We start from the raw sequence: 21,794 nt of genomic DNA on the forward strand, positions 1-21,794 counted from the left end.
CATATACTCCCAGTTTTAATAATATATTTTAAAAAAAGAAATGGGAGTAGATAAAATATGTTTAAAAAAATAAGTGTCCTTTTTATAGTGTTTATTTATTTGAGTTCTGGCAGCGTTTTTGCGTATGATGCAAGGAGCTATATATTGATGGACCGCCAAACAAAACAGATACTTCTTGCTCACAATGCACAGGAAAAATTAGAAATGGCAAGCACCACCAAGATTATGACTGCCCTAGTGGCCATAGAGTTAGCTGATTTAGAAAGTGAGTTTACCATACCAGATGAAGCAGCAGGTATTGAAGGAAGTTCCATATATCTTAGTGCAGGTGAAACCTTTAAAGTTATAGACTTGCTATACGGCCTAATGATAAGGTCTGGTAATGACTCAGCGGTTGCTCTAGCTATTGCTACAGCAGGAAGTGAAGCCCATTTTGTACATTTAATGAACCAAAAGGCAGAAATGATAGGGGCATATAATACTGTTTTTGCTAACCCACATGGTCTAGATGGGGCAATTCATTATACAACGGCCTACGACTTAGCACTTATAACCGCACATGCCATGGATAACCCCCTATTAAAGGAGATCGCATCCACAAAGTATTATAAGAGTACAACAAAGCAAGGTACTGTAAGGGAATTTCACTCAAACAATAAGTTTATACTTAACTATCCCTATGCAACAACATCTAAGACAGGATGGACTACACCAGCTGGACGATGCCTTACCTCTGCAGCTAAAAAAGACGAAATGGAAATTGTTTCCGTATTACTAAATGCCCCAAATTGGTTTAATGATGCTATGCACATGATGGATTGGGGTTTTGAAAATTTCGAAGCTGTTGAGCTAGTGGCCAAAGATGCAGTGCTAGATATTGTTGATGTGGTAAACGGGGATAAAAGAGTTGTTCCTGTGGTAGCAGGAGAAAGTTTGAATTTCCCTGTAAAAAAAGGCTCAGACCCCATAATAACAACAGAAAAACAGATACATAATACATACGCTCCTATTTCAAAGGGGGAAAAACTAGGTGTTCTGCAGTTCTACATAGACGGTAAGATATTTTACGAAGTGGATTTACTTGCTTCTGAAGATGTAGCAAAAAAACCCTTGCCATGGTATCTAAGACTTATAAGCAAGCTAAATTTCATAGGGAATATTCCCTTAGAATCTAAGGGGTGGTATTCATGGTAAATAAACTTTGGTTTTTCTTTATAGTAGTGGGTATTGCTGTTGCAGCCATCAGTGGTGATATTCAAAGTGTTACAACTACTTTACTAGACTCTGCTGAAAAAGGGGTTACAGTGGCCTTCGGTCTAATTTCAATCCTTACTTTTTGGTTAGGTATAATGAAACTTATTGAAAAATCGGGACTGCTAAATGTTCTAGTAAAAATAATGAAGCCCTTTGCTAAATTTTTATTCCCAGATGTTCCTGTAAATCACCCTGCCATGTCAGCTATTTTACTAAATATGAGTGCAAACCTTTTAGGCATGGGGAGTGCAGCAACACCATTGGGCCTTAAAGCTATGGAGCAATTACAAGAACTTAACCAGGACAAAAAAACAGCTTCTGATGCCATGTGTACATTTTTAGCTATAAATACCTCAAGTTTAACAATAATACCAACCACTGTAATAGCTTTACGAATGGCTACAGGTTCAACTGACCCTACCAAAATAGTAGGAACAACCATTATAGCAACACTTTGTTCCTCAATTGTGGCTATAACAGTAGATAGATTGTTTAGAAAAGTTTATAGGGGGCGGTAACATGGGTTTTATATCTATACTATCTCAATGGGCCATACCTGTAATGGTTTTTCTAGTTGTTCTTTACTCATATATAAAAGGTGTTGAGGTATTCGATACATTTGTTGAAGGGGCTAAGGAAGGTTTTCAAACAGCTGTAAAATTAATTCCTTTCTTAGTGGCAATGCTTGTGGCAATAGGAATATTTAGGGACTCTGGTGCTTTTGCTATAATTACAAAGCTTTTATCACCTATAACTGAAAGGGTTGGAATACCCTCAGAAGTATTACCTTTAGCCCTTATGAGACCTATATCTGGGAGTGGTGCTTTGGCTATGACAACTGAACTAATGCAAACTTATGGACCAGATTCAATGCTGGGTTATATAGCTTCAACACTACAAGGCAGTACAGATACAACTTTCTATATATTGACAGTTTATTTTGGTTCAATTGGTATAAGAAGAATAAGATATGCAATGACAGTAGGGTTGATAGCAGATGCAGCTGGATTTATAGCAGCAGTTATTGTGTGTAAATTATTACTGACATAACACCTAAATGCCCACTTGAATGGAAAAATAACCATAAACCTAACAAGGAGCGTCCCTTAGGGCGCTTTCAGCTTGTAGACAAACCTAAGACAAAGTCATTGACCCTAGATGTGTATATTAAAAAGCAGTACAATTAATTCGAGGAGGTAGACTTAAGAGCTGAATAGCTAAACGGAAGAAGGGGCGTGAAACAGGACGTCAGACTGTGTGGCTAATCTCTAAAAACTCAAAGATTAGCCGTAAATTTCCTGTCTTTTGGTGCAATATGACTTAAACATATAAAAATACAATGATAAAGTGGGTCTAAGAGCTACTAATATCCTTAGTAGTTCTTTCACACCTATAATATTTATTACTCTTTTAAAATTATAGGCTAGCAAAACTAGGGCTGTCTCTGTAGTTACAGAATCCATCCCTCTTGTTAAAAAATACCCAGCATTCATTGTCCTTTTGATGGTTCCATAAGGATGCTCAACAATCATCTGTCTTTGTAGGTATTTGTCCATATTTGCTTCTGTTCTAGCATCTATAGTATCCAAAAAATCTTGGCTAGGTGATCGATTTATTATCCTGCCTTTAGCTGCAGTGGTACATTTGCTTTTTGATTCACAGTTTTTACAGGCATCGTAGTTTCTATATTTTATTCTCTTTGGTTCTTTTGATTTGTGATTTATTCTGCGAAGTTCATGTCCTAAAGGACAAATATATAAATCTTTTTCAGGCACATAAGTAAATTTATCTCCGTAGAAATCTTTGTCTCCTGTGGCGTTAGAATACGACTGTTTTGGCAAATAGACTGTTGTTTGGTTTCTCTCACATTTCATAAGATCGTCTGCTTGGTAATAGCCTTTATCTGCTGCTACTTCGAGTTTCCTTTTTCCAAATATATCTTTAGTTTCTTCTGCAAGTGAATTTAGATTGCCTTGATCTGCGGGATTGTTTGTAACATCATATGCCACTATAATACTATGCTTAGAGTCTACAGCTGTTTGTATGTTATATGCTACAGTAACACCATTGTTTTTGTTGTCCATTAGCCTAGCATCTTCGTCAACTGTAGATATTTCATTACTTTCGCTATCCTGTAGTTTTTTTTCCAACTCTTCAAATTTAATTTTACGCTCCTTGAGTTTTTCAATTTTTTGCTGAATTTCTTCAGGTGTATACTTAAGTTTAGGTGAATCGTCTTTGTCACTGCTTTCTAACAAATCTAGATAGGAATTAACCTTATCTTCGATATATTGTTTGTGTCTTTGTATTTTTTTCTTTGAGAAATTATTCTTCTTTGAATTATTAGCTTGAATTTTAGTCCCATCTATTGCTATGAATTCCTCGCCTAATAGTTTGAGATCCTTACACAACTTAGTAAAATCCTTGAAAACTTGTTTTAGCTGAGTTTTATTTTCTTTCCTGAAATCAGCTATTGTTTTAAAATCAGGTTTTAGTTTTTGTAATAGCCAAACCACTTCTATATTCCTGTGAGATTCTGTTTCTAGCTTTCTAGATGATCTTATGCCATTTACATACCCATATAGATATAACTTCAATAAAACAGAGGGATGATATCCTGGTGCACCTCTGCGGTGTTCCTTTGATTTAGTGAATGCACTCATATTGACCAGTTCTACGTATTCATCAATTACTCTAACGGGATTATCCTCACCTATGTAATCTTCTATGCAGTCAGGAAACATTGTTTTTTGCTTTCTATCTGTACCTTTTATAAATGACAATTTAAAATCCCCTCTCCGATATTCTATAACTTAATTATACTACAGAAAAAGGGAAAAGTACTGTATTTACAGTACTTTAGAGCCATTTAGACATATATTATTCTCTAATTCTCACACAGTCTGACGTTTCGAGAGCTCCACTGAACCATGGACGGTGAATTGGAGCGGTACCCTTCTGGAGTTTAGATAGAAGCCTTAAGTCTCGACGGAGAATTTTGTACAGCGTTTAATATGCGACATTCCTAAAAAATGACTTTGGCATCAGTCTGGAAGCGTCCCTTAGGGGCGCTTTGTTAATTACAACTAATGTCCGTAAATATGGTTGTTTCATAATTAAAACGAGCATTCTAGGGAATATTAACGAATGATATTTAAAAATTATAGCAACAGGAGTGGTTAAAGATGGTGAAAGTAGCAGTATTTGGTGGAGGATGGGCAGGCTGTGCAGCTGCCATAGAAGCTAGAAAAGCTGGAGCAGATGTAGAGTTAGTTGAACGCACAGATATGCTATTAGGAACTGGACTTGTTGGCGGCATAATGAGAAATAATGGTAGGTTTACTGTGGCAGAAGAACTTAAAGCCATGGGAGCTAACGAGCTTATAGATTTAATAGATAATAATTCTTTGCATAAAAATATCGATTTTCCTGGCCATGAACATAGTTCTTTATACAATGTTGCCATAATAGAATCAGAAGTGAGAGACCTGGTACATAAAATGGGAATAAAAACTATTTTTCAAATGCGGGGAAAAGAAGTAAGGTTAAAAGATAATAAAGTAACAGAGGTCTTACTTGATGATGGAAGTAAAATGAAAGCAGATGCATTCATTGATGCAACAGGAAGTGCTGGCCCTATTGAGAACTGTACAAAGCATGGCAATGGGTGTGTAATGTGTATATATAGATGCCCAACCTTCGGAGGTAGAATTTCTATCTCTGAAAAAGCTGGTGTGAAAGAATCCCAAGGGAAAAAGGAAGATGGCTCAACAGGGGCCATGAGTGGATCCTGTAAGCTAATTAAAGAATCTTTAGCAAAGGACATTCAAGATAGATTGAAAAATGCAGGTGTTTGCATAGTCCCTGTACCTAAGGATCTACAAAAAAAAGATGCACTGGAACTAAAAGTATGTCAACAGTATGCCCATAAAGAATACCAGGAAAACATCATATTGCTTGATTGTGGGAATTCAAAGATGATGACAGCATATTATCCATTATCTGTTTTGAGGAACATTCCAGGCTTTGAGAAGGCAAGATTTGCAGACCCAATATCAGCTGGGATTGGTAACTCCATGAGGCTTATGAGCTCTGTGCCAAGGGATAATACCATGCAAGTACAAAACATTGATAATCTATACTGTGCTGGTGAAAAAGCAGGTTTTTTAGTTGGGCATACTGAAGCTATTTGTACGGGAACATTAGCTGGATATAACGCGGTAAAAAAGGTTAAGGGGGAGAAGCCCTTAGAGATAAGTCGTAATCTGGCAATAGGTGAGGGTATAGCTTTTAATTTAGAACAAATGCAAACAGAAGAAGGCTTACAGAACAGATACACTTTTTCTGGAACCATATTATTTGAGAGAATTAAAGAGTTGGATTTGTATACTACAGACATAGGAGATATTAAAGCTAGGGTAGAAGAAAATGGTCTAACTAACATATACAAATGAATTTGTATAGCTAATTAATAATATATATAAAGGGAGGTGAAGTTTTAGGAGGGAGATTAAATGGGAAAAGGTAATTTTAAAGTCGTCCTTATTGGAATGCTTCTCATCGTGGCTGTGTTTTTATTTAGCTGCTATCTAGGAAACATACCAATTTATAGCCTTTTTTAAACTTAAAAGTGTCTTAGTGGGTTTTCCACTAAGACACTTTGCCTTTAAAAAATAAAGTGATATTACTTTTTAAGTAATATGCTCGAAAGATTTATTAGAAATCTACCATGACTAATTGACACAATATCATCAGAATGAGCTTTTAGATAAATATACTCTTCAATGTTATCGAATACTAATTTTAAGTATAGTGATTCTAAAAAGGACTCTTTAGTTAAGAAAATGTTTGTTTTACATAGCAGTTCAAGACGAGTGGTTTTATCAATACATATTGTACTAGGATTTTGAATTTGAATTTTTCCAGGAAATTCTGCGAATGGTAATTGGATGACAGAATTTTTCCCTAAACCACATAATCGCCAGTTAGGCTCCATATTTGTACTTACATGAAAATTATTTGAACCAAAGCTCCTGTTAACATATTGACCCCTTTCATATAATGACATCTCGAAAAAAGAGCCAATTGATAAACTCAATGGACTAGACAAGAGAAATTCACACGTCATTTTCAAGCTACCACCCCCACTCTATTTTATCTTATTCTAAAGGTAGTGAAATGTTGACCAATAAAATTAAATAATTTAATTTTTTTAAGCTGAACTTATGCTATTATACTTAATATGGAAAAGGAGTTGATTAAAATAGAGAGGCTACAGAAATTTATGGCTAGTGCAGGTGTTGCATCCAGAAGAAAATCAGAGGAACTTATATTAGAAGGTAAAGTAAAGGTTAATGGTCAACTGGTGACAGAACTAGGGTTTAAGGTTTCTCAAAGTGACTTAGTGGAGGTAGAAGGAAAAGAAATCTACAAGCCCAAAGGACATGTTTACTATCTCCTAAATAAACCAACTGGTTATGTTACAACTGTATCAGATCCTCAAGGCAGGAAAACCGTTATGGAATTAGTTCCAAAAGATCATAGAGTATTCCCTGTGGGGAGGCTAGACATAATGACAGAAGGGTTGCTTATACTTACCGATGATGGAGAGCTAGCATATAAACTCACACACCCTAAGCATATGGTGGAAAAAGAATATCATGTTAAGGTAAATGGGATAGTAGCACAAGAACATATAACAAACTTGAGAGAAGGTATTATGTTAGATGATGGAAAAACATCCCCTGCAAAAGTAGAAATCTTAAATATCCAAGGGGGAGAAGCTACCCTTTCATTGATAATCCATGAAGGGAAAAACAGACAAGTTCGTAGGATGATGGAAGCTGTAGGAAGAAAGGTTATCACGTTACGTAGGGTAAAATACGGAAACCTGACCCTAGAGGGAGTGCAACTAGGTAAATACCGGAACCTTACTGAAGAAGAAGTTCAATGGTTGATACAAAATTAACATAAATTATAAAAACTATGGACAAAAACAAGCAAATAGTATAACATATATTATAAATGATACATACTTAATGTTTTTAATTGAGATATTTGGATTTAGGTAATATTATAAGCTACCAATTATGAATAAGGGAGGTGATCCTATGGAGCTATCTGAAAGACAAAATAAGATTATTGAAATAGTTAGAGCAAACCAACCAATAACCGGTGAGGATATAGCACAAAGATTATCTCTTACTAGGGCAACCTTGAGGCCTGATTTGTCAATACTAACAATGTCAGGATTGTTGGATGCCAGACCAAGGGTTGGGTATTTTTATGTTGATAAAGGTGTAAGTAACCTAACAGGTGAACATATAAAAAAACTTAAGGTAGCAGATGTTAAAAGTATGCCTATCGTTATATCTGAAGGACAAAGTGTTTATGATGGTATAGTTACATTATTTTTAGAGGATGTAGGAACTATATATGTTGTAAAAGATGGCTACTTATCTGGTGTGGTATCTCGGAAAGATTTATTAAAAAATGCCATGGGGAAAAATGATCTAGAAGCAATACCCATAGATGTTGTGATGACAAGGCTTTCCCATATTATATATGTTGAAGAACATACATCGGTTTATGAAGCTATGGCAAAAATAATAAACTATCAAGTGGACTCTCTACCAGTTGTGAAAAAAGTTATAACAGATGGAAAAGAACTTCTTGAAGTTGTGGGGAGATTCTCAAAAACAAATATAGCCAAGTTGTTTTTAGAAATGGCTGAAGGTAAATAGGAGGTTTGGTTAAATGTTAGATCAAAAAACATGTGTATATGTGCTATCAGATTCTTTAGGGGAAACCGCAGAACTTGTTGTTAAAGCTGCTGCAAGTCAGTATAATTCAGGGCATGCAGAAATTAACAGAATTCCATATGTAACAGATAAAGAAACCGTTAAAGAGACAATTGAGGATGCAGAAAAAGACCAAGCAATGGTAGCATTTACCTTTGTTATACCAGAATTAAGGGAGTATACAGTTAACTTGTGCAAAGAAAAAAATATTCCCTTTGTTGATATAATGGGTCCTGTCATGGAACAGATGGCTAGAATTACCAATAAAAAACCAAGATTTGAACCAGGTATATTAAGAAAATTAGATACCGATTACTTCAAAAGAATTGAGGCCATAGAATTTGCCGTTAAATATGATGATGGTAAAGACCCAAGGGGCTTAATTAGAGCTGATGTGGTATTAGTTGGTGTATCAAGAACATCTAAAACTCCCTTAAGTATGTACCTAGCACACAAGCAAATAAAGGCTGCTAATGTTCCGTTAGTTCCAGAGGTAAAGCCACCTAAAGAACTATTTGAAATAGACCCTAAAAAGATAATAGGGTTAACTATATCACCACATCAACTTAATGAAATACGTAAAGAACGATTATTGGCCCTTGGATTACGAGACCATGCAAGCTATGCATCCATGGAGAGGATACTCGCTGAGCTAGATTACGCAGAAGGAATTATGCGTAGATTAAATTGTCCAGTTTTAGACGTAACAAATAAAGCTGTTGAAGAAACTACAGGTAAAATGCTTAGTATACTACGGGAGGGAATATAACTTGAAAAGATACGTTTATTCATTTAATGAGGGCAATAGGAGTATGAAAGAACTTTTAGGTGGAAAAGGTGCAAACTTAGCAGAAATGACAAAGTTGGGTTTACCTGTGCCTCCTGGGTTTACCATATCTACGGAAGCCTGCCATCTCTTCTATGACGAAAATAAGACCATTACAGAAGGTTTAATCCAAGAAATCAAAAAAGCCATGGCAGAAGTTGAAATTACTTTAGAAAAGAAGTTTGGCTCAAAGGAAAATCCTTTACTAGTTTCTGTTAGATCCGGGGCACCAGTTTCTATGCCAGGGATGATGGATACTATATTAAATTTAGGTCTTAATGATGAAACTGTATTAGCCTTGGCAGAGGAAACTGACAATGAAAGATTTGCTTATGATTGCTATAGAAGATTTATACAGATGTTCAGTGATGTAGTACTGGACATACCCCACTATAATTTTGAGAGGGCCCTACAAAGAGCTAAAGAGATTGCTGGTGTTACTGAGGATACAATGCTAGATGCCGCAATGTTGAAAGACTTAGTGGAAGAGTATAAAAAAATTGTTAGAAAATCTGGAGGTAAATCATTTCCCCAAGACCCTTATGAACAATTATTGCTTGCAATAAAAGCAGTTTTTGAATCTTGGAACAATCCAAGGGCTCAAATTTATAGAAACATAAACAAAATTCCTTCTCACTATGGAACAGCTGTTAATGTTCAGTCCATGGTATTTGGTAACAAAGGAGACGATAGTGGAACAGGGGTACTGTTCACTAGAAATCCATCCACTGGCGAGAATGTGTTATTTGGAGAATATTTAATGAATGCCCAAGGGGAGGATGTAGTAGCTGGAATTAGAACACCTCAGCCTATTGCTAAACTCAACACTCACATGCCAGAAATTTATGAAGAAATTCTTAAGCTTTGTAATACACTAGAAAACCATCACAGGGATGTTCAAGATATTGAATTTACCATCGAAAAAGGTAGGCTATTTGTACTACAAACAAGAAGTGGTAAGAGAACATCTAAGGCTGCTGTGAAATTTGCAGTGGACTTAGTTGAGGAAGGACTCCTAACTAAAGAAGAAGCCTTACTAAAGGTTGATGCTTATCAGTTAGATAAACTTTTACACCGCACTATTAGTAATGAGGGAAATATAGAAGCAATTGCACAAGGACTACCTGCATCCCCTGGAGCTGCAACGGGGAAGATAATTTTCGACGCTGATGAAGTAGAGCAAATGGGAAAAAAGGGTGAAAAAGTGTTATTGGTTAGACCCGAAACAACACCTGATGATATACATGGGATGGTTGAGGCCCAAGGAGTTCTAACAACTAAAGGTGGTATGACAAGCCATGCAGCAGTTGTTGCAAGGGGCATGGGTAAGCCTTGTGTTTGCGGATGTGATAGCTTAGATATCGACCTAGAAGAACAAACACTAAAAATCGGAAATAGGGTATTTAATAAAGGTGATGTTCTAACAATAGATGGTTCAAATGGCAATGTTATTATAGGAGAAGTTGAGCTTGTTGAGCCAGAGTTGAACAATGATGTTCTAACTGTTCTTAAATGGGCTGACGAAACTAGGGACTTAGCCGTAAGAACAAATGCAGACACACCTCAGGACGCCCAAAAAGCTAGAGAATTTGGAGCAGAAGGTATTGGTCTTTGTAGGACTGAGCATATGTTTATGGAACCAGACAGACTGCCTATTGTTCAAAAAATGATTTTGGCCGAAACATTAGCTGATAGAAAAAAACAGTTAGACAAACTTTTGCCAATACAGCAAAATGACTTTTACGGTATTTTAAAGGCAATGGCTGGATTACCTGTAACCATTAGATTGCTAGATCCTCCGTTACATGAATTTTTACCAGATGTAGCAGAGCTGGCTATTGAGTTAGCATTGCTTAAAGAAGAGGCACAACTGTCTAACCCAGATATTCAAAAGAGGGAAGATTTGCTAAGAAGGGTTAAGGCATTACAAGAATCAAACCCAATGCTTGGACACCGTGGATGCCGCTTAGCTATTGTGTATCCAGAAATATATGAAATGCAAGTTCACGCAATCTTCGGAGCAGTGATTCAACTTATCAACGAAGGCGTTGAAGTTTTACCTGAAATTATGATTCCTTTAGTAGGTGAAGCAAAAGAATTAGAAATCCTAAAGGATATGGTAAATAGGATTGCTGAGGAATATAAAGAAAAATCAAATAAAGAACTAAAATACATGGTTGGTACGATGATTGAACTTCCTAGGGCATGTGTTACAGCTGATAAAATAGCAGAACATGCAGAGTTTTTCTCCTTTGGAACAAACGACTTAACCCAGACAACCCTAGGCTTCAGTAGGGACGACGCTGAAGGTAAGTTCTTACCTTCTTATATACAGCAGAAAATATATCAAGATAATCCATTTGCTGTTTTAGATCGCGAAGGTGTTGGTGCGTTAATGGATATAGCTGTTTCTAAGGGTAGAAAAACCAGAGAAAACCTTAAAATAGGAATATGTGGTGAACATGGTGGAGAACCATCTTCCATAGAGTTTTTCCATAACCTTGGACTAGGTTATGTAAGCTGCTCACCATATAGGGTGCCAATTGCCAGGTTAGCTGCTGCACAAAGTAGTATAAGGAATAAGTAAATGTTAGTTTAGTATAATAAAGGCTATCCCCTTTAAAAGCCTCCATTTGTTTGTCAAAAGCCCAGAACCCCGGCGAATTAAATATCGCTGTGATTCTGGGCTTTTGTCTTATAGGGTAGTATGTCCCCTATAAGGCAAGAAGTGGGGTTGGAAAGTGTATTACTTTAAAAAGCCATAAAAAATAGGCTTCAGTTGTACTGAAACCTATTTTTTATTATTAGTCTTTTGGCTTTTAAAAGAAAGTATTTCTAATTGTGTTATATATCCATGAGAAAAAGGAACCTATTCCTCTAAAAAATCTCATAAAAATGTTAGCTTGGGGTACATCTTCTAGTACGTATAGGGGAACTGAATAGACTTCTTGCTCACCCACTACATATGTTATGGTTCCCACTTCATCGCCTTTACTTAAAGGAGCTTTTATTCCGTCGTTTAAAGTAATTACTTGCTCAGCAGCAGGATTGGATCTAGGAACCACGATTGATACATCCTTGAGTGTTCCTACAGGGTACGCATTATCTCTAGCCCTTGGGATAGCAATATCTTTTATGGTATCATTTTCCCTTGAAACGGAAAGTGGCTGGAACTCGTTACCGATACTTCTCATAAAATCTCCTACATATGTTTCCCTTTGGGCAACACTTTCAGCACCCATAAGAACTATAATGTACTTTCGACCACTTAAGTTAGCTGTTGCTGTTATACAGTAACCAGCTTGAGAAGTGTAGCCTGTCTTGAGTCCATCAACTTCTGGGTGACGTCTTAGTAGGTTTCTAAAAGTTGATGGCTGTGGAGCATATGACCCTCCGAAGGCATCTTTTTGAGTAGGGGGGTGATTATAAATTTGTTGGCGTGAATAATTTGTTACATCAGGAAAATCTACCACTAATCTCCTCGATAGCGTAGCTATATCCCTAGCGCTCATGTAATGGTCTTGAGAATCCAGGCCATGGGGGTTTCTAAACTGGGTATTTGTAAGTCCTAGTTCCCTGGCTTTATCATTCATCATGGTCACAAAGTTAATTTCACTACCTGCGATATGTTCGGCCATGGCGATGGCTGCATCACTACCTGAAGGTACAGCGATTGCTTTGATCAACTCATCCACTGTGAAAAGCTCACTTCCTGGCTCTATGAAGATTTGGCTATTTCCTGGTCTTTGAACGGTTCGAACTTGCTCACCAGGAACCACTATTTCATCTTTGGAAATTTGTCCACTTTCTAATGCTTCAAAGATAAGATACATTGTCATGACCTTAGTAATACTTGCAGGGGCATAAGGAATGTCAGGGTTATTTTCGTATAAGACATAGCCTGTCTCGGAATCTATTACAATATAAGAATTTAAGTTGATGTCTTCTTGTCCAAAGGCTAAGGAAGATGGAAAAAGTAATATTGTCAATACTAGTATAGAAAGGATTCTGAGATGTTTTTTCATTTTAGGTTATTGCCTCCTTAAGGTTTTATATAAGATTGTGAAGAAAAAAGGATTATTGATATAAATGTTGAAATATACATACAAGGGGTGAAAAAGGTGAGCATACGACAAATCAGTGAGGAATTAGAAAAAAAGATGTTTAGCCAATATGCAGCTTTTAGTAGTGAATCCAAAGGTAGAAAAGTACCAGAGCTCCCATGTGCCATTCGAACCCAATACCAAAGGGATAGAGATAGAATATTACATTCCAAGGCCTTTAGACGTCTCAAACACAAAACTCAAGTGTTTTTATCACCTGAAAGTGATCACTTTCGTACAAGATTAACACATACCTTAGAAGTGGCGCAAATATCTAGAACTATAGCAAGGGCACTGCGACTTAACGAAGATTTGACGGAGGCTATAGCTTTAGGCCATGACTTAGGACATACTCCATTTGGGCATGCAGGTGAAGAGGCTTTAAACTCAGTGGCTTCATTTGGGTTTAAACACAATGAACAAAGCCTTAGAATAGTTGAAACCCTTGAAAAAGATGTAGGCTTAAATTTGACATATGAAGTTTTAGATGGAATTCTAAACCATACAGGTAGTGTAAAGCCTATAACATTAGAAGGACAAATAGTAAAAATAGCTGATAGGATTGCTTATATCAATCACGATATTGAGGATGCTATAAGCGCCAGAATAATATCAGCAGACCAATTGCCATATAAACCTATTCAGATTCTTGGTTTCGAAAAAGGAAAGCGCATCGATACATTAATTAAAGACATAGTTGTATCAAGTGTTTTTAAAGATACAATTAACCAGTCAACAGAAGTTAAAGAAGCTATGACAGAGTTGAGGAACTTTCTATTCGAAAGGGTGTACATTAACTCACCAGCAAAGCTTCAAGAACAAAAGGCAAAAAACGTCATAACATTATTATACCATTTTTACATGGAATTTCCACGGAAATTGAATACAGAAACAATTACCAAGATAAAAGATGATAATTTAGAAAGAACAGTATGTGATTTCATAGCTGGAATGACAGATCGCTATATATTAAAAAAGTTTGGGGAACATTTTTTGCCTCTTCCTTGGCAAGGTTATTGATAATAATGACATCTTTTGGAATAAAAAAAAAGAAAAAGTCAATACTATATATAGTTTGAAGCCCATTTTTTTTCTTATAAATATAGATTTTTAGGTAAAATTACGCATATCTTGTCATTAATATAAAAAAATAATTGAAAAATGCAGGAAATATTGATTCCGAAATAGAATAGTAAAAATAGGAAAATCAATATTAAACTAGCAAAGAGTGATTAAATGAGAATACTAATAGATGGGGATGGATGCCCAAGAGTAATTAAAGAAAAAACATATGATCTAGGGCTAGCTTACAATGTGGAAGTTATTTTTTATACCACCATAGCCCATATTAGTCAAAGGAATCATCCTAATTGTATCATTTTAGACAACGAAATGCAAAGTGTAGATATTAGGATTGCAAATGACACTAAGAAAAAAGATATTGTGGTAACTCAGGATTACGGTTTAGCGTCAATGGTTATAGCCAAAGGCGGCAACCCCATAGGTGTAAGAGGTGAAATTTTTACAGCAGAAAACATAGACAGTTACCTTCTGGTCAGACATGAGAACCAAAAACTACGCAAGTCTGGACTTCTTAGGGGAGGGCCCCCTAAATTTAGCCACTGTGACTTAGTGGTGTTTCAAGAAGGTTTGGCGAATTTAGTCGAAAAAAATAGAAAAAAATAAAGGGTTTTAAGAAAAAATGGCGAATAAATAGTATTTGTTCATTGCATACATGGAAAATATAACTATCTAACTCTCGGAAAGGGGGGGAGTATTAAGTGGCAAATCATGATAAAAAGTTGGCAGAGATTAAACAAGAGTTAATGGAAAGAGGAAAAAATAGGGGTATTTTAACCTATAAAGATATCATGGATTACCTACAAGAATTTGACTTAAGTTCAGATCAAATTGACGAATACTACGAAAAAATCATTTCCATGGGTATCGAAGTGGTAGATGATTCTAATGATGATTTAGAGGTTTTGGAGATTGATTCTGACAGTGAGTCTGAAGAGGATTCTGAAGATGTGGATCTTGATATAGATATTTCTCTACCTGAAGGTATCAGTGTTAACGACCCAGTAAGGATGTATCTTAAGGAAATAGGTAGAGTTCCTCTGCTTTCTGCTACAGAGGAAGTAAACCTAGCTAAACGTATGGAAAATGGAGATGAAGAAGCAAAAAGGCGATTAGTGGAAGCAAACCTAAGACTCGTTGTTAGTATCGCAAAAAGATATGTAGGTAGAGGTATGTTGTTCTTGGATTTAATACAAGAAGGAAACCTTGGACTTATAAAAGCTGTTGAAAAATTCGACTATACTAAAGGATATAAATTTAGTACTTATGCTACATGGTGGATAAGGCAAGCAATAACTAGAGCTATAGCCGATCAAGCTAGAACTATACGAATTCCTGTTCACATGGTTGAAACCATCAATAAACTTATTAGAGTTTCCAGACAACTAGTACAAGAGCTCGGAAGGGAACCACTACCTGAGGAAATTGCCAAACATATGGATATGTCTCCTGAAAGGGTAAGGGAAATCTTAAAGATAGCCCAAGAACCTGTTTCTTTAGAAACGCCCATAGGTGAGGAAGATGATAGTCATCTAGGCGATTTTATCGAAGACCAAGATGCAAAAGCACCAGCTGAAGCTGCAGCATTTGAACTGCTAAGGGAACAACTAGTAGATGTTTTAGATACCCTTACAGAGAGAGAAAGAAAAGTATTAAGACTTAGATTTGGGTTAGATGATGGTAGACCAAGGACTCTAGAAGAAGTTGGTCAAGTCTTCGGGGTTACCCGGGAGAGAATCCGTCAGATTGAAGCCAAAGCATTAAGAAAATTAAGACACCCAAGTAGAAGTAAAAGGCTTAAGGATTACCTAGAGTAATCCTTAGGTTTTCTTTTTTTGATGAGCTCCTGGTAGCTTGGAAAGCAACCTAATAAAAATAAGTGAACTTTTTTTATTTTTTCTTTAAAACATGTTGACAAGAAAACAAATAAATAATATAATAATTTTTGTGCTGAGGAACAATCCTCACACAGACAAAAATATAACCTAATAAAAAATAAAAAAAGTGTTGACTTAAAAAAACAAATAGGTTATAATAATAAATGTCGCTAATATTCCTCAGTAGCTCAGTGGTGGAGCAACCGGCTGTTAACCGGTAGGTCGTAGGTTCAAATCCTACCTGAGGAGCCATAGCGGGCCCATAGCTCAGTTGGTTAGAGCAACCGGCTCATAACCGGTTGGTCCCTGGTTCGAGTCCAGGTGGGCCCACCATTTATCTTGGCCCCTTGGTCAAGCGGTTAAGACACCGCCCTTTCACGGCGGTATCAGGGGTTCGATTCCCCTAGGGGTCACCATTAACTGCGTAAAAAACACACTAAAGTGTGTTTTTTTTATATTACAGCAAAGTATAATGTTAAGTATTTTTTTACCTATTTCATTTGCTGTGAAATATGAGTATATGATATTATAAAAATGATATTATTGAATAGGAGGAATTTAATGAAACTAACACCCCGCTTATCGGTAATTGTAGAATTAGTAGACCCAGGGGCTAAGGTAATAGATGTAGGAACAGATCATGGATATATACCCCTTTATTTGATTGAAAATCGTATAGCTCAAAGGTGCATAGCTAGTGATGTAAATGAAGGCCCCTTAAATGCCGCTAAAGAGACTTTGGCAACTTTTGGGGTATTAGACAAGGTTAGTTTGAGATTAGGCAATGGACTACAGGTTCTAAGCTCCTCTGATGACATTGACACAGTAGTAATTGCGGGAATGGGTGGAGAAACAATTATATCAATTTTAGAAAACAGTTTATCACTAATATTGAACTCAAAGCTAATTTTACAGCCTATGACAGATGTAATTCTTGTTAGAGAATTCTTGGTCAAAAGGGGATTTACTATAATAGATGAGAAAATAGCGAAAGAAGAGAATAGATTTTATGAGATTTTAAAGGCAGTAAAAATGGGTGAAAAGACAGAATATACATATAAGGAACTGAGACTTGGCCCGGTTTTATTACAAAAGAATAATAAATTGTTCGTTGAGTATATTAATAAACAAGTTTTGAAAAATGAGAGAATAATTTTAAACTTAAAAAACAGCAATAAGACAGATGGAAAAATTAGTGTTTTCGAGAGGGACAATGCGTTATTGAAGGAGGTTCTAGGGGAGATTGAAGGTACAAGAAATAGTACAGATTATTGAAAGAGTGGCTCCGAGGTCATATGCATTTTATCCTGATGATAATAATGGGCTTTTAGTAGGGGATTTTACCTCTGAAATAAGCAAAGTGTTAATTGCACTAGATTTAACTGAAGATGTTTTAGAGGAAGCTATTTCCCTAGGTTGTGAAATGATAATTACTCACCACCCATTCATATTTAAGGGGCTTAAAAATGTTAGAATGGACAACGTACATGGTAGACTCCTTACAAAGGCCATCAGAGCGGAAATTAACATTTATGCATGTCACACAAACTTAGACGTTTCTAAAATAGGTGTAAATGAAGCTCTAAGAAAGAAGCTAGAACTAGATAATGGTCTCAACATTAAAATTTTACAGCCAACCATTGATGAGAAATACTACAAATTAGCTATTTATGTACCACAGGGGGATGTAGAGAAAGTTTTAGACTCAATTACAAAGGCGGGGGCTGGTCATGTAGGTAATTATAGTCACTGTACCTTTCAAACAAAGGGTACAGGTACGTTTACCCCACTGGATGGTGCTAATCCGTACATAGGTAATGTTAGTGAGATGCAGTATGTAGACGAGGTTAAACTAGAATCGATAGTTCCTGAAAAGATTATAAATAGGGTTGTAAGTGCAATGAAAAAAGCGCACCCTTATGAGGAAGTAGCTTATGACGTTCTTCCTTTAGTAAATGAAAGTGAATCTATAGGATTAGGACAAATTCTTGTATTAGAAAGATCCATGACTTCAGAAGGGTTAGCAAAACATATTATAGACAGGCTTGGTTGTGAAGCTGTTAAGGTTTTTGGGACTGCGGAAAATATTAAAAAAATAGCTATTTGTGGGGGAAGTGGTAGTTCTGTAATTCACCTAGCTAAGTACAATGGATGCCAGGCTTTAATAACAGGGGATGTTGACTACCATAAAGGTCAGATGGCTGTAGATCTAGGGTTAACGGTAATCGATGCTGGACATTATTACACAGAGGTGCCTGTATTAGAAGAGCTAAAAAGGTATCTTGACGGGGAGATTAAAGGGACTGAGACATTTGTTACAAATATAAACACATGTCCATATAAAATAGTATCAAAGCAGCTTTAAGATCAATGGGGGGAGAAAAATGCAGTTAGAAAAAAAGAGGTTATCAATAGCGCCCTTACTGCTACTTGTATTCCTTATATCAGTAGGATTTAGCTACATATTTACATACTCTCAGATAGTTAAATGGGAATCAGAGTTTAATATGATAGTACCTGATGTTAACACTATTTTAAATAAAAGGATAAACTTACAGCACAAGTTATTAGATACCATTAGAGAGCTAGATATTGACAGAAAAATTTCTTTTGATGGAGATATTGGGGACGTTTTTCTTGTGTTTGAAAGAATTGGGGATAAACCATTGGATCAACTTGCTGAAGTGCTTAAGTTAGAGATGTACTTTATTCAGCTCTTAGATGAGTCTAGTAGAATCGAAGAGATTGGCCATGACCACAGATACGTATCTAAGGTTGAAGAAATTAAACAATTAGATACTTCTATTTTTAATGAATTTAACAAGAAAGTCCAAGTTTTTAACGAGAACATAGGATCTTTTCCATATAACTTCGTTGCTTGGTCCACGGGTACAAAAGGGAAATTAGCAATCAAGTAGTATGATTTTGAGTTTATATGTAAGCAAAAAAAAGTGGCTAATAGCCACTTTTTTTAATATTAATCGATTATGAGTAAACTTATAAGCCGAGTTCTGTACTTTCCAATAGAAAGTGATAGTCATCTATCTAGGATGTTAGTTACCTAACACCTCATGCGACCTTACCCGAGGGAGAGCGGGCAGCTCCTATATTCCCTCCTACTTGGTCTTGCTCCAGATGGGGTTTACCTAGCCAGTTAGTCGCCTAACTGCTGGTGCGCTCTTACCGCACCTTTCCATCCTTACCTAATAAATTAGGCGGTTTATTTCTGTGGCACTTTCCTTGAGGTTGCCCTCACTGGGTATTACCCAGCACCCTGCCCTATGGAGCTCGGACTTTCCTCAGATACGACCTTTCGGTACTTGTATCCGCGACTATCCCATTTACTCAAAATCGTTTATTAACTTACTAGAGTTATATTATATAAAGAATATGAACTAAAGTCAATTGAAAAATTTGGATAATCTTTTAGTAATAAGAATAAAACCGTACACTGTTTATAAATAATACAGTTACTAAAGAGATCGTTTGTAATAGTAACGGCTTATCTAAGATAAATGTCAATGTGAATAAGAAACTACTGTCCAACTAGTATGTGATTTTTATACTAATTTTGCAAATGTAATATTTGCTATTTAGTATCATTCAGTATGATTTTCGTAAAAGTTGTTCTGTTGTTATTTTAAGTTTTAGTATTTTACTTATTAAAAAGATAAAACACCAGCTGCTTACAACAACCGGTGTTAGAAACTATTCTGCTGCAGGTGGTGTGAAGGTTCTTTTTGCAAGCTCATCATCTAGCATATAGATACCTGGGTTGTCTTCACCTAGCCTTTTGATTTTGCTAAGGATTTGGTTCATACTAGCTTCTTCTTCAACTTGTTCATCAACAAACCATTGTAGGAAGCTAATGGTTGGATAGTGCTTTTCTTGGTTAGCAAGATCTAATAGGGTATGTATTCTACCTGTAACAAACTGCTCGTGCTTTAGTGCTGCTGTAAAAACTTCCTCAAGGGATTGAAAGTCATTTCTTGGATCTTCAAAACCGTAAATTTTCACTTTGCCACCTAAATCATTTATGAAATTGTAGAATTTCATGGCATGGAATCTCTCTTCATCGCCTTGAATCATAAAGAAATGTGCAAAGCCACCTAAATCCTCAGAGGCGCAGTGTGCAGCCATAGCTAAGTAATAGTTAGCAGAAGCTAATTCGTGTTTAATTTGCAAGTTCAATTCATTTAATAGTTTTTCTGAGAGCATAAATAGTCCTCCTTTAGAAGATGTGATATATCATTATTCAAAAGAAAAGATTGTCAATTTAACCCAACAGTTCCGTCAAACGGAACATTAGTTAACAAAAATTTAATTTAAAACCCTATTATATATTGCCCGTAAAAATGCTATAATATTTAGTGTAACAAGAGGGGGAATTTTTATGAATAAAAATAGAGATTTAATACTCAATGGCAATATATCTAAAGTTTTGTTTAAATTGTCCTTGCCTATCATGCTAGGTAATCTTATTCAAACACTTTATCAATTAACAGATGCTTATTGGGTTGGAAAGCTAGGCACAGAGGAATTTGCGGCGACAGTTTTTGTCTGGCCCATAGTATTTGTAATGATGTCTTTTGGTATAGGTATGAACATAGCAGGAACCGCAATTATATCCCAGTATATAGGGGCAGATAACACAAAGGATGCCAAGAAGGTGGCAGGTCAAATAGTCGCATTTTCATTTGTTTTTTCCCTTGTTTTAGCAGTAGTTGGCAACGTATTTTCTCCAACGATTCTAAGGCTATTAGGAGCTGAAGGAGCAATGTTTACACATGCCAATACTTATTTAAGAATAGTTTTTACTGGTATGCCTACAATGTTTGTGTTTTTTGCTTATCAATGTGTGAAGCAAGGTCAAGGAGATACACTAACCCCAATGATACTAAGTGGTATATCAGTTTTCAGTAACATGATTTTAGATCCAATATTTATCTTAGATGGTTATGGTGGGCTTGGTCTTGGCCTTGGTGTTGCTGGTGCTGCATGGGCCACAGTAATTAGTAGAGCAATAATCGCTGTATACGGTGTGTACATTCTCTTCTTTAAAGAGAAACTAATGCCGTTAAAACTCAGTGACCTTAAGCTAAACATACCAGTAATGAAGAGTATCATAAAAGTAGGGCTTCCGTCATCATTAGGTCAATCCATGGAAGGGCTAGGGTTTATGTTCCTCAATGCTTTTATCCTTGCATATGGTGATAGTACAATCACGGCATTTGGCATTGGTAACAAAATCAACTCTTTGGTCCTTATGCCTGCCATGGGCATAGGATCAGCTCTTGCCATGGTTATAGGACAAAACATTGGTGCTGATAATATGAAAAGGGTTAAGGAAGCTTTTCGTAGCAGTATTATGATTTCTTGTAGTATATTGATGTTTGGTGGTTTGATTATTTTTTCAGCTGCACCATATGTGGTAGGAATTTTTACTGAAGATCCTGTGGTTTTAGAACAAGGTGTATACTACTTAAAGCTCATTTCCATTACTATTCCTTTGATGGGAATTTTCCAGTCATTTATTGGGACATTTCAAGGGGCAGGGAAGACAACATGGGTCATGTTAATAACTGCTGGAAGACTATGGGCCATAAGGCTACCACTGATTTGGTATTTTGCTAAGTTTACTTCCTATGGAGAGAAAACAGTATGGTATTCCATGGTAGTAAGTAATCTTATAACTTGCATTGTGGGATATGCATTTTACTTGAATAAAGGATGGCAGAAAAAAATTATTGAAGAGAATAACGACCCAGACAGAACTGAAAGACTCCAAGCTAGCTAAGCTTGAAGTCTTTTTAATTTACAGGAAAGTATAGGCCCTATACATAATTCTCTCTTT

At 36.2% G+C, this 21,794-nt stretch carries 19 protein-coding genes, 3 tRNA genes and 1 other RNA gene; 18 read left to right on the forward strand and 5 right to left on the reverse strand.

Annotated features, from left to right (window positions below; genetic code table 11):
* Positions 1-57 precede the first annotated feature (57 nt).
* The 3 genes from HYG86_RS16270 to HYG86_RS16280 are packed head-to-tail and all read left to right on the forward strand — an operon-like array spanning position 58 to position 2,304.
* A complete protein-coding gene (locus HYG86_RS16270) occupies positions 58-1,194 on the forward strand; it encodes a D-alanyl-D-alanine carboxypeptidase family protein (RefSeq protein ID WP_281391292.1) in 1,137 nt (378 codons plus the stop codon).
* Positions 1,188-1,772, forward strand: coding sequence for a nucleoside recognition domain-containing protein (locus HYG86_RS16275; protein ID WP_213166618.1), 585 nt, complete (start codon positions 1,188-1,190; stop codon positions 1,770-1,772). The genes HYG86_RS16270 and HYG86_RS16275 overlap by 7 nt, the downstream gene beginning before the upstream one ends.
* Position 1,773: 1 nt before the next feature.
* On the forward strand, positions 1,774-2,304 hold the full coding sequence (locus HYG86_RS16280) for a spore maturation protein (RefSeq protein WP_213166619.1): 531 nt from the start codon (positions 1,774-1,776) through the stop codon (positions 2,302-2,304).
* 233 nt (positions 2,305-2,537) lie between these two features.
* Here the strand turns inward: HYG86_RS16280 and HYG86_RS16285 are convergent, their stop codons facing one another.
* On the reverse strand, positions 2,538-4,037 hold the full coding sequence (locus tag HYG86_RS16285; protein ID WP_213166620.1) for an IS1182 family transposase: 1,500 nt from the start codon (positions 4,035-4,037) through the stop codon (positions 2,538-2,540).
* A 405-nt stretch (positions 4,038-4,442) separates the two neighbouring features.
* Here HYG86_RS16285 and HYG86_RS16290 point away from each other — a divergent pair, with 405 nt between their 5' ends.
* On the forward strand, positions 4,443-5,708 hold the full coding sequence (locus HYG86_RS16290; protein WP_213169335.1) for an FAD-dependent oxidoreductase: 1,266 nt from the start codon (positions 4,443-4,445) through the stop codon (positions 5,706-5,708).
* 230 nt (positions 5,709-5,938) lie between these two features.
* Here the strand turns inward: HYG86_RS16290 and HYG86_RS16295 are convergent, their stop codons facing one another.
* On the reverse strand, positions 5,939-6,322 hold the full coding sequence (locus HYG86_RS16295; protein ID WP_213166621.1) for a hypothetical protein: 384 nt from the start codon (positions 6,320-6,322) through the stop codon (positions 5,939-5,941).
* 174 nt (positions 6,323-6,496) lie between these two features.
* Between HYG86_RS16295 and HYG86_RS16300 the strand changes: the two genes are divergently transcribed.
* From HYG86_RS16300 to ppdK, 4 genes are all read left to right on the forward strand, one after another.
* Positions 6,497-7,222: a pseudouridine synthase gene (locus HYG86_RS16300; RefSeq protein ID WP_281391293.1), complete on the forward strand. Its 726-nt coding sequence runs from the start codon at positions 6,497-6,499 to the stop codon at positions 7,220-7,222.
* Positions 7,223-7,364: 142 nt separating this feature from the next.
* A complete protein-coding gene (gene ccpN, locus HYG86_RS16305; RefSeq protein WP_213166622.1) occupies positions 7,365-7,997 on the forward strand; it encodes a transcriptional regulator CcpN in 633 nt (210 codons plus the stop codon).
* 13 nt (positions 7,998-8,010) lie between these two features.
* Entirely contained in the window at positions 8,011-8,823 is an 813-nt protein-coding gene (locus HYG86_RS16310) for a pyruvate, water dikinase regulatory protein (protein WP_213166623.1), read from the forward strand.
* A 1-nt stretch (position 8,824) separates the two neighbouring features.
* Positions 8,825-11,467: a pyruvate, phosphate dikinase gene (gene ppdK / locus HYG86_RS16315; RefSeq protein WP_281391294.1), complete on the forward strand. Its 2,643-nt coding sequence runs from the start codon at positions 8,825-8,827 to the stop codon at positions 11,465-11,467.
* 232 nt (positions 11,468-11,699) lie between these two features.
* Here ppdK and HYG86_RS16320 read toward each other — a convergent pair whose 3' ends face one another.
* On the reverse strand, positions 11,700-12,905 hold the full coding sequence (locus tag HYG86_RS16320; RefSeq protein WP_213166624.1) for a D-alanyl-D-alanine carboxypeptidase family protein: 1,206 nt from the start codon (positions 12,903-12,905) through the stop codon (positions 11,700-11,702).
* A gap of 96 nt (positions 12,906-13,001) precedes the next feature.
* On the opposite strand from HYG86_RS16320, the gene HYG86_RS16325 reads away from it, so the two are divergent.
* From HYG86_RS16325 to HYG86_RS16365, 9 genes are all read left to right on the forward strand, one after another.
* Positions 13,002-14,003, forward strand: coding sequence for a deoxyguanosinetriphosphate triphosphohydrolase (locus tag HYG86_RS16325; protein ID WP_213166625.1), 1,002 nt, complete (start codon positions 13,002-13,004; stop codon positions 14,001-14,003).
* A gap of 216 nt (positions 14,004-14,219) precedes the next feature.
* Positions 14,220-14,669 carry a YaiI/YqxD family protein gene (locus HYG86_RS16330; RefSeq protein ID WP_213166626.1) on the forward strand — a complete coding sequence of 150 codons (450 nt, stop codon included), beginning with the start codon at positions 14,220-14,222 and terminating at the stop codon, positions 14,667-14,669.
* Positions 14,670-14,764: 95 nt separating this feature from the next.
* A complete protein-coding gene (rpoD, locus tag HYG86_RS16335; RefSeq protein ID WP_281391295.1) occupies positions 14,765-15,880 on the forward strand; it encodes an RNA polymerase sigma factor RpoD in 1,116 nt (371 codons plus the stop codon).
* Positions 15,881-16,117: 237 nt separating this feature from the next.
* Positions 16,118-16,192: transfer RNA gene (locus tag HYG86_RS16340), tRNA-Asn, on the forward strand.
* 4 nt (positions 16,193-16,196) lie between these two features.
* Positions 16,197-16,273 (forward strand) — tRNA-Ile (locus HYG86_RS16345).
* A gap of 8 nt (positions 16,274-16,281) precedes the next feature.
* Positions 16,282-16,356, forward strand: a tRNA-Glu gene (locus tag HYG86_RS16350).
* 145 nt (positions 16,357-16,501) lie between these two features.
* Positions 16,502-17,215 (forward strand): tRNA (adenine(22)-N(1))-methyltransferase, encoded by a 714-nt coding sequence (locus HYG86_RS16355; protein WP_213166627.1) that lies wholly within the window; start codon positions 16,502-16,504, stop codon positions 17,213-17,215.
* Entirely contained in the window at positions 17,184-18,305 is a 1,122-nt protein-coding gene (locus tag HYG86_RS16360; protein WP_213166628.1) for a Nif3-like dinuclear metal center hexameric protein, read from the forward strand. Before HYG86_RS16355 ends, HYG86_RS16360 begins: the two co-directional genes overlap by 32 nt.
* 19 nt (positions 18,306-18,324) lie before the next feature.
* Positions 18,325-18,858: a hypothetical protein gene (locus HYG86_RS16365; protein WP_213166629.1), complete on the forward strand. Its 534-nt coding sequence runs from the start codon at positions 18,325-18,327 to the stop codon at positions 18,856-18,858.
* 66 nt (positions 18,859-18,924) lie between these two features.
* Here the strand turns inward: HYG86_RS16365 and rnpB are convergent.
* Positions 18,925-19,288: RNase P RNA component class A (gene rnpB, locus HYG86_RS16370), an RNA gene on the reverse strand.
* Between the two features lie 360 nt (positions 19,289-19,648).
* Positions 19,649-20,158, reverse strand: a complete 510-nt coding sequence (locus tag HYG86_RS16375) for a ferritin (RefSeq protein WP_213166630.1) — start codon at positions 20,156-20,158, stop codon at positions 19,649-19,651.
* 175 nt (positions 20,159-20,333) lie between these two features.
* Between HYG86_RS16375 and HYG86_RS16380 the strand changes: the two genes are divergently transcribed.
* The gene (locus HYG86_RS16380; RefSeq protein ID WP_246451833.1) at positions 20,334-21,737 is read left to right on the forward strand and encodes an MATE family efflux transporter; all 1,404 of its coding nucleotides are present in this window, start codon (positions 20,334-20,336) and stop codon (positions 21,735-21,737) included.
* Positions 21,738-21,794 lie beyond the last annotated feature (57 nt).

It is taken from the genome of Alkalicella caledoniensis, assembly GCF_014467015.1.
Taxonomy (GTDB): Bacteria; Bacillota; Proteinivoracia; order Proteinivoracales; family Proteinivoracaceae; genus Alkalicella; species Alkalicella caledoniensis.

Excerpts from the sequence above, each read along its gene's own strand:
- HYG86_RS16270 (WP_281391292.1), top strand. The coding sequence starts at position 58 with ATGTTTAAAAAAATAAGTGTCCTTTTTATAGTGTTTATTTATTTGAGT.
- HYG86_RS16380 (WP_246451833.1), top strand. The coding sequence starts at position 20,334 with ATGAATAAAAATAGAGATTTAATACTCAATGGCAATATATCTAAAGTT.
- HYG86_RS16280 (WP_213166619.1), top strand. The coding sequence starts at position 1,774 with ATGGGTTTTATATCTATACTATCTCAATGGGCCATACCTGTAATGGTT.
- HYG86_RS16310 (WP_213166623.1), top strand. The coding sequence starts at position 8,011 with ATGTTAGATCAAAAAACATGTGTATATGTGCTATCAGATTCTTTAGGG.
- HYG86_RS16295 (WP_213166621.1), bottom strand. The coding sequence starts at position 6,322 with ATGTCATTATATGAAAGGGGTCAATATGTTAACAGGAGCTTTGGTTCA.
- HYG86_RS16320 (WP_213166624.1), bottom strand. The coding sequence starts at position 12,905 with ATGAAAAAACATCTCAGAATCCTTTCTATACTAGTATTGACAATATTA.
- HYG86_RS16300 (WP_281391293.1), top strand. The coding sequence starts at position 6,497 with ATGGAAAAGGAGTTGATTAAAATAGAGAGGCTACAGAAATTTATGGCT.
- HYG86_RS16375 (WP_213166630.1), bottom strand. The coding sequence starts at position 20,158 with ATGCTCTCAGAAAAACTATTAAATGAATTGAACTTGCAAATTAAACAC.
- HYG86_RS16365 (WP_213166629.1), top strand. The coding sequence starts at position 18,325 with ATGCAGTTAGAAAAAAAGAGGTTATCAATAGCGCCCTTACTGCTACTT.
- HYG86_RS16330 (WP_213166626.1), top strand. The coding sequence starts at position 14,220 with ATGAGAATACTAATAGATGGGGATGGATGCCCAAGAGTAATTAAAGAA.
- HYG86_RS16275 (WP_213166618.1), top strand. The coding sequence starts at position 1,188 with ATGGTAAATAAACTTTGGTTTTTCTTTATAGTAGTGGGTATTGCTGTT.
- HYG86_RS16355 (WP_213166627.1), top strand. The coding sequence starts at position 16,502 with ATGAAACTAACACCCCGCTTATCGGTAATTGTAGAATTAGTAGACCCA.
- ccpN (WP_213166622.1), top strand. The coding sequence starts at position 7,365 with ATGGAGCTATCTGAAAGACAAAATAAGATTATTGAAATAGTTAGAGCA.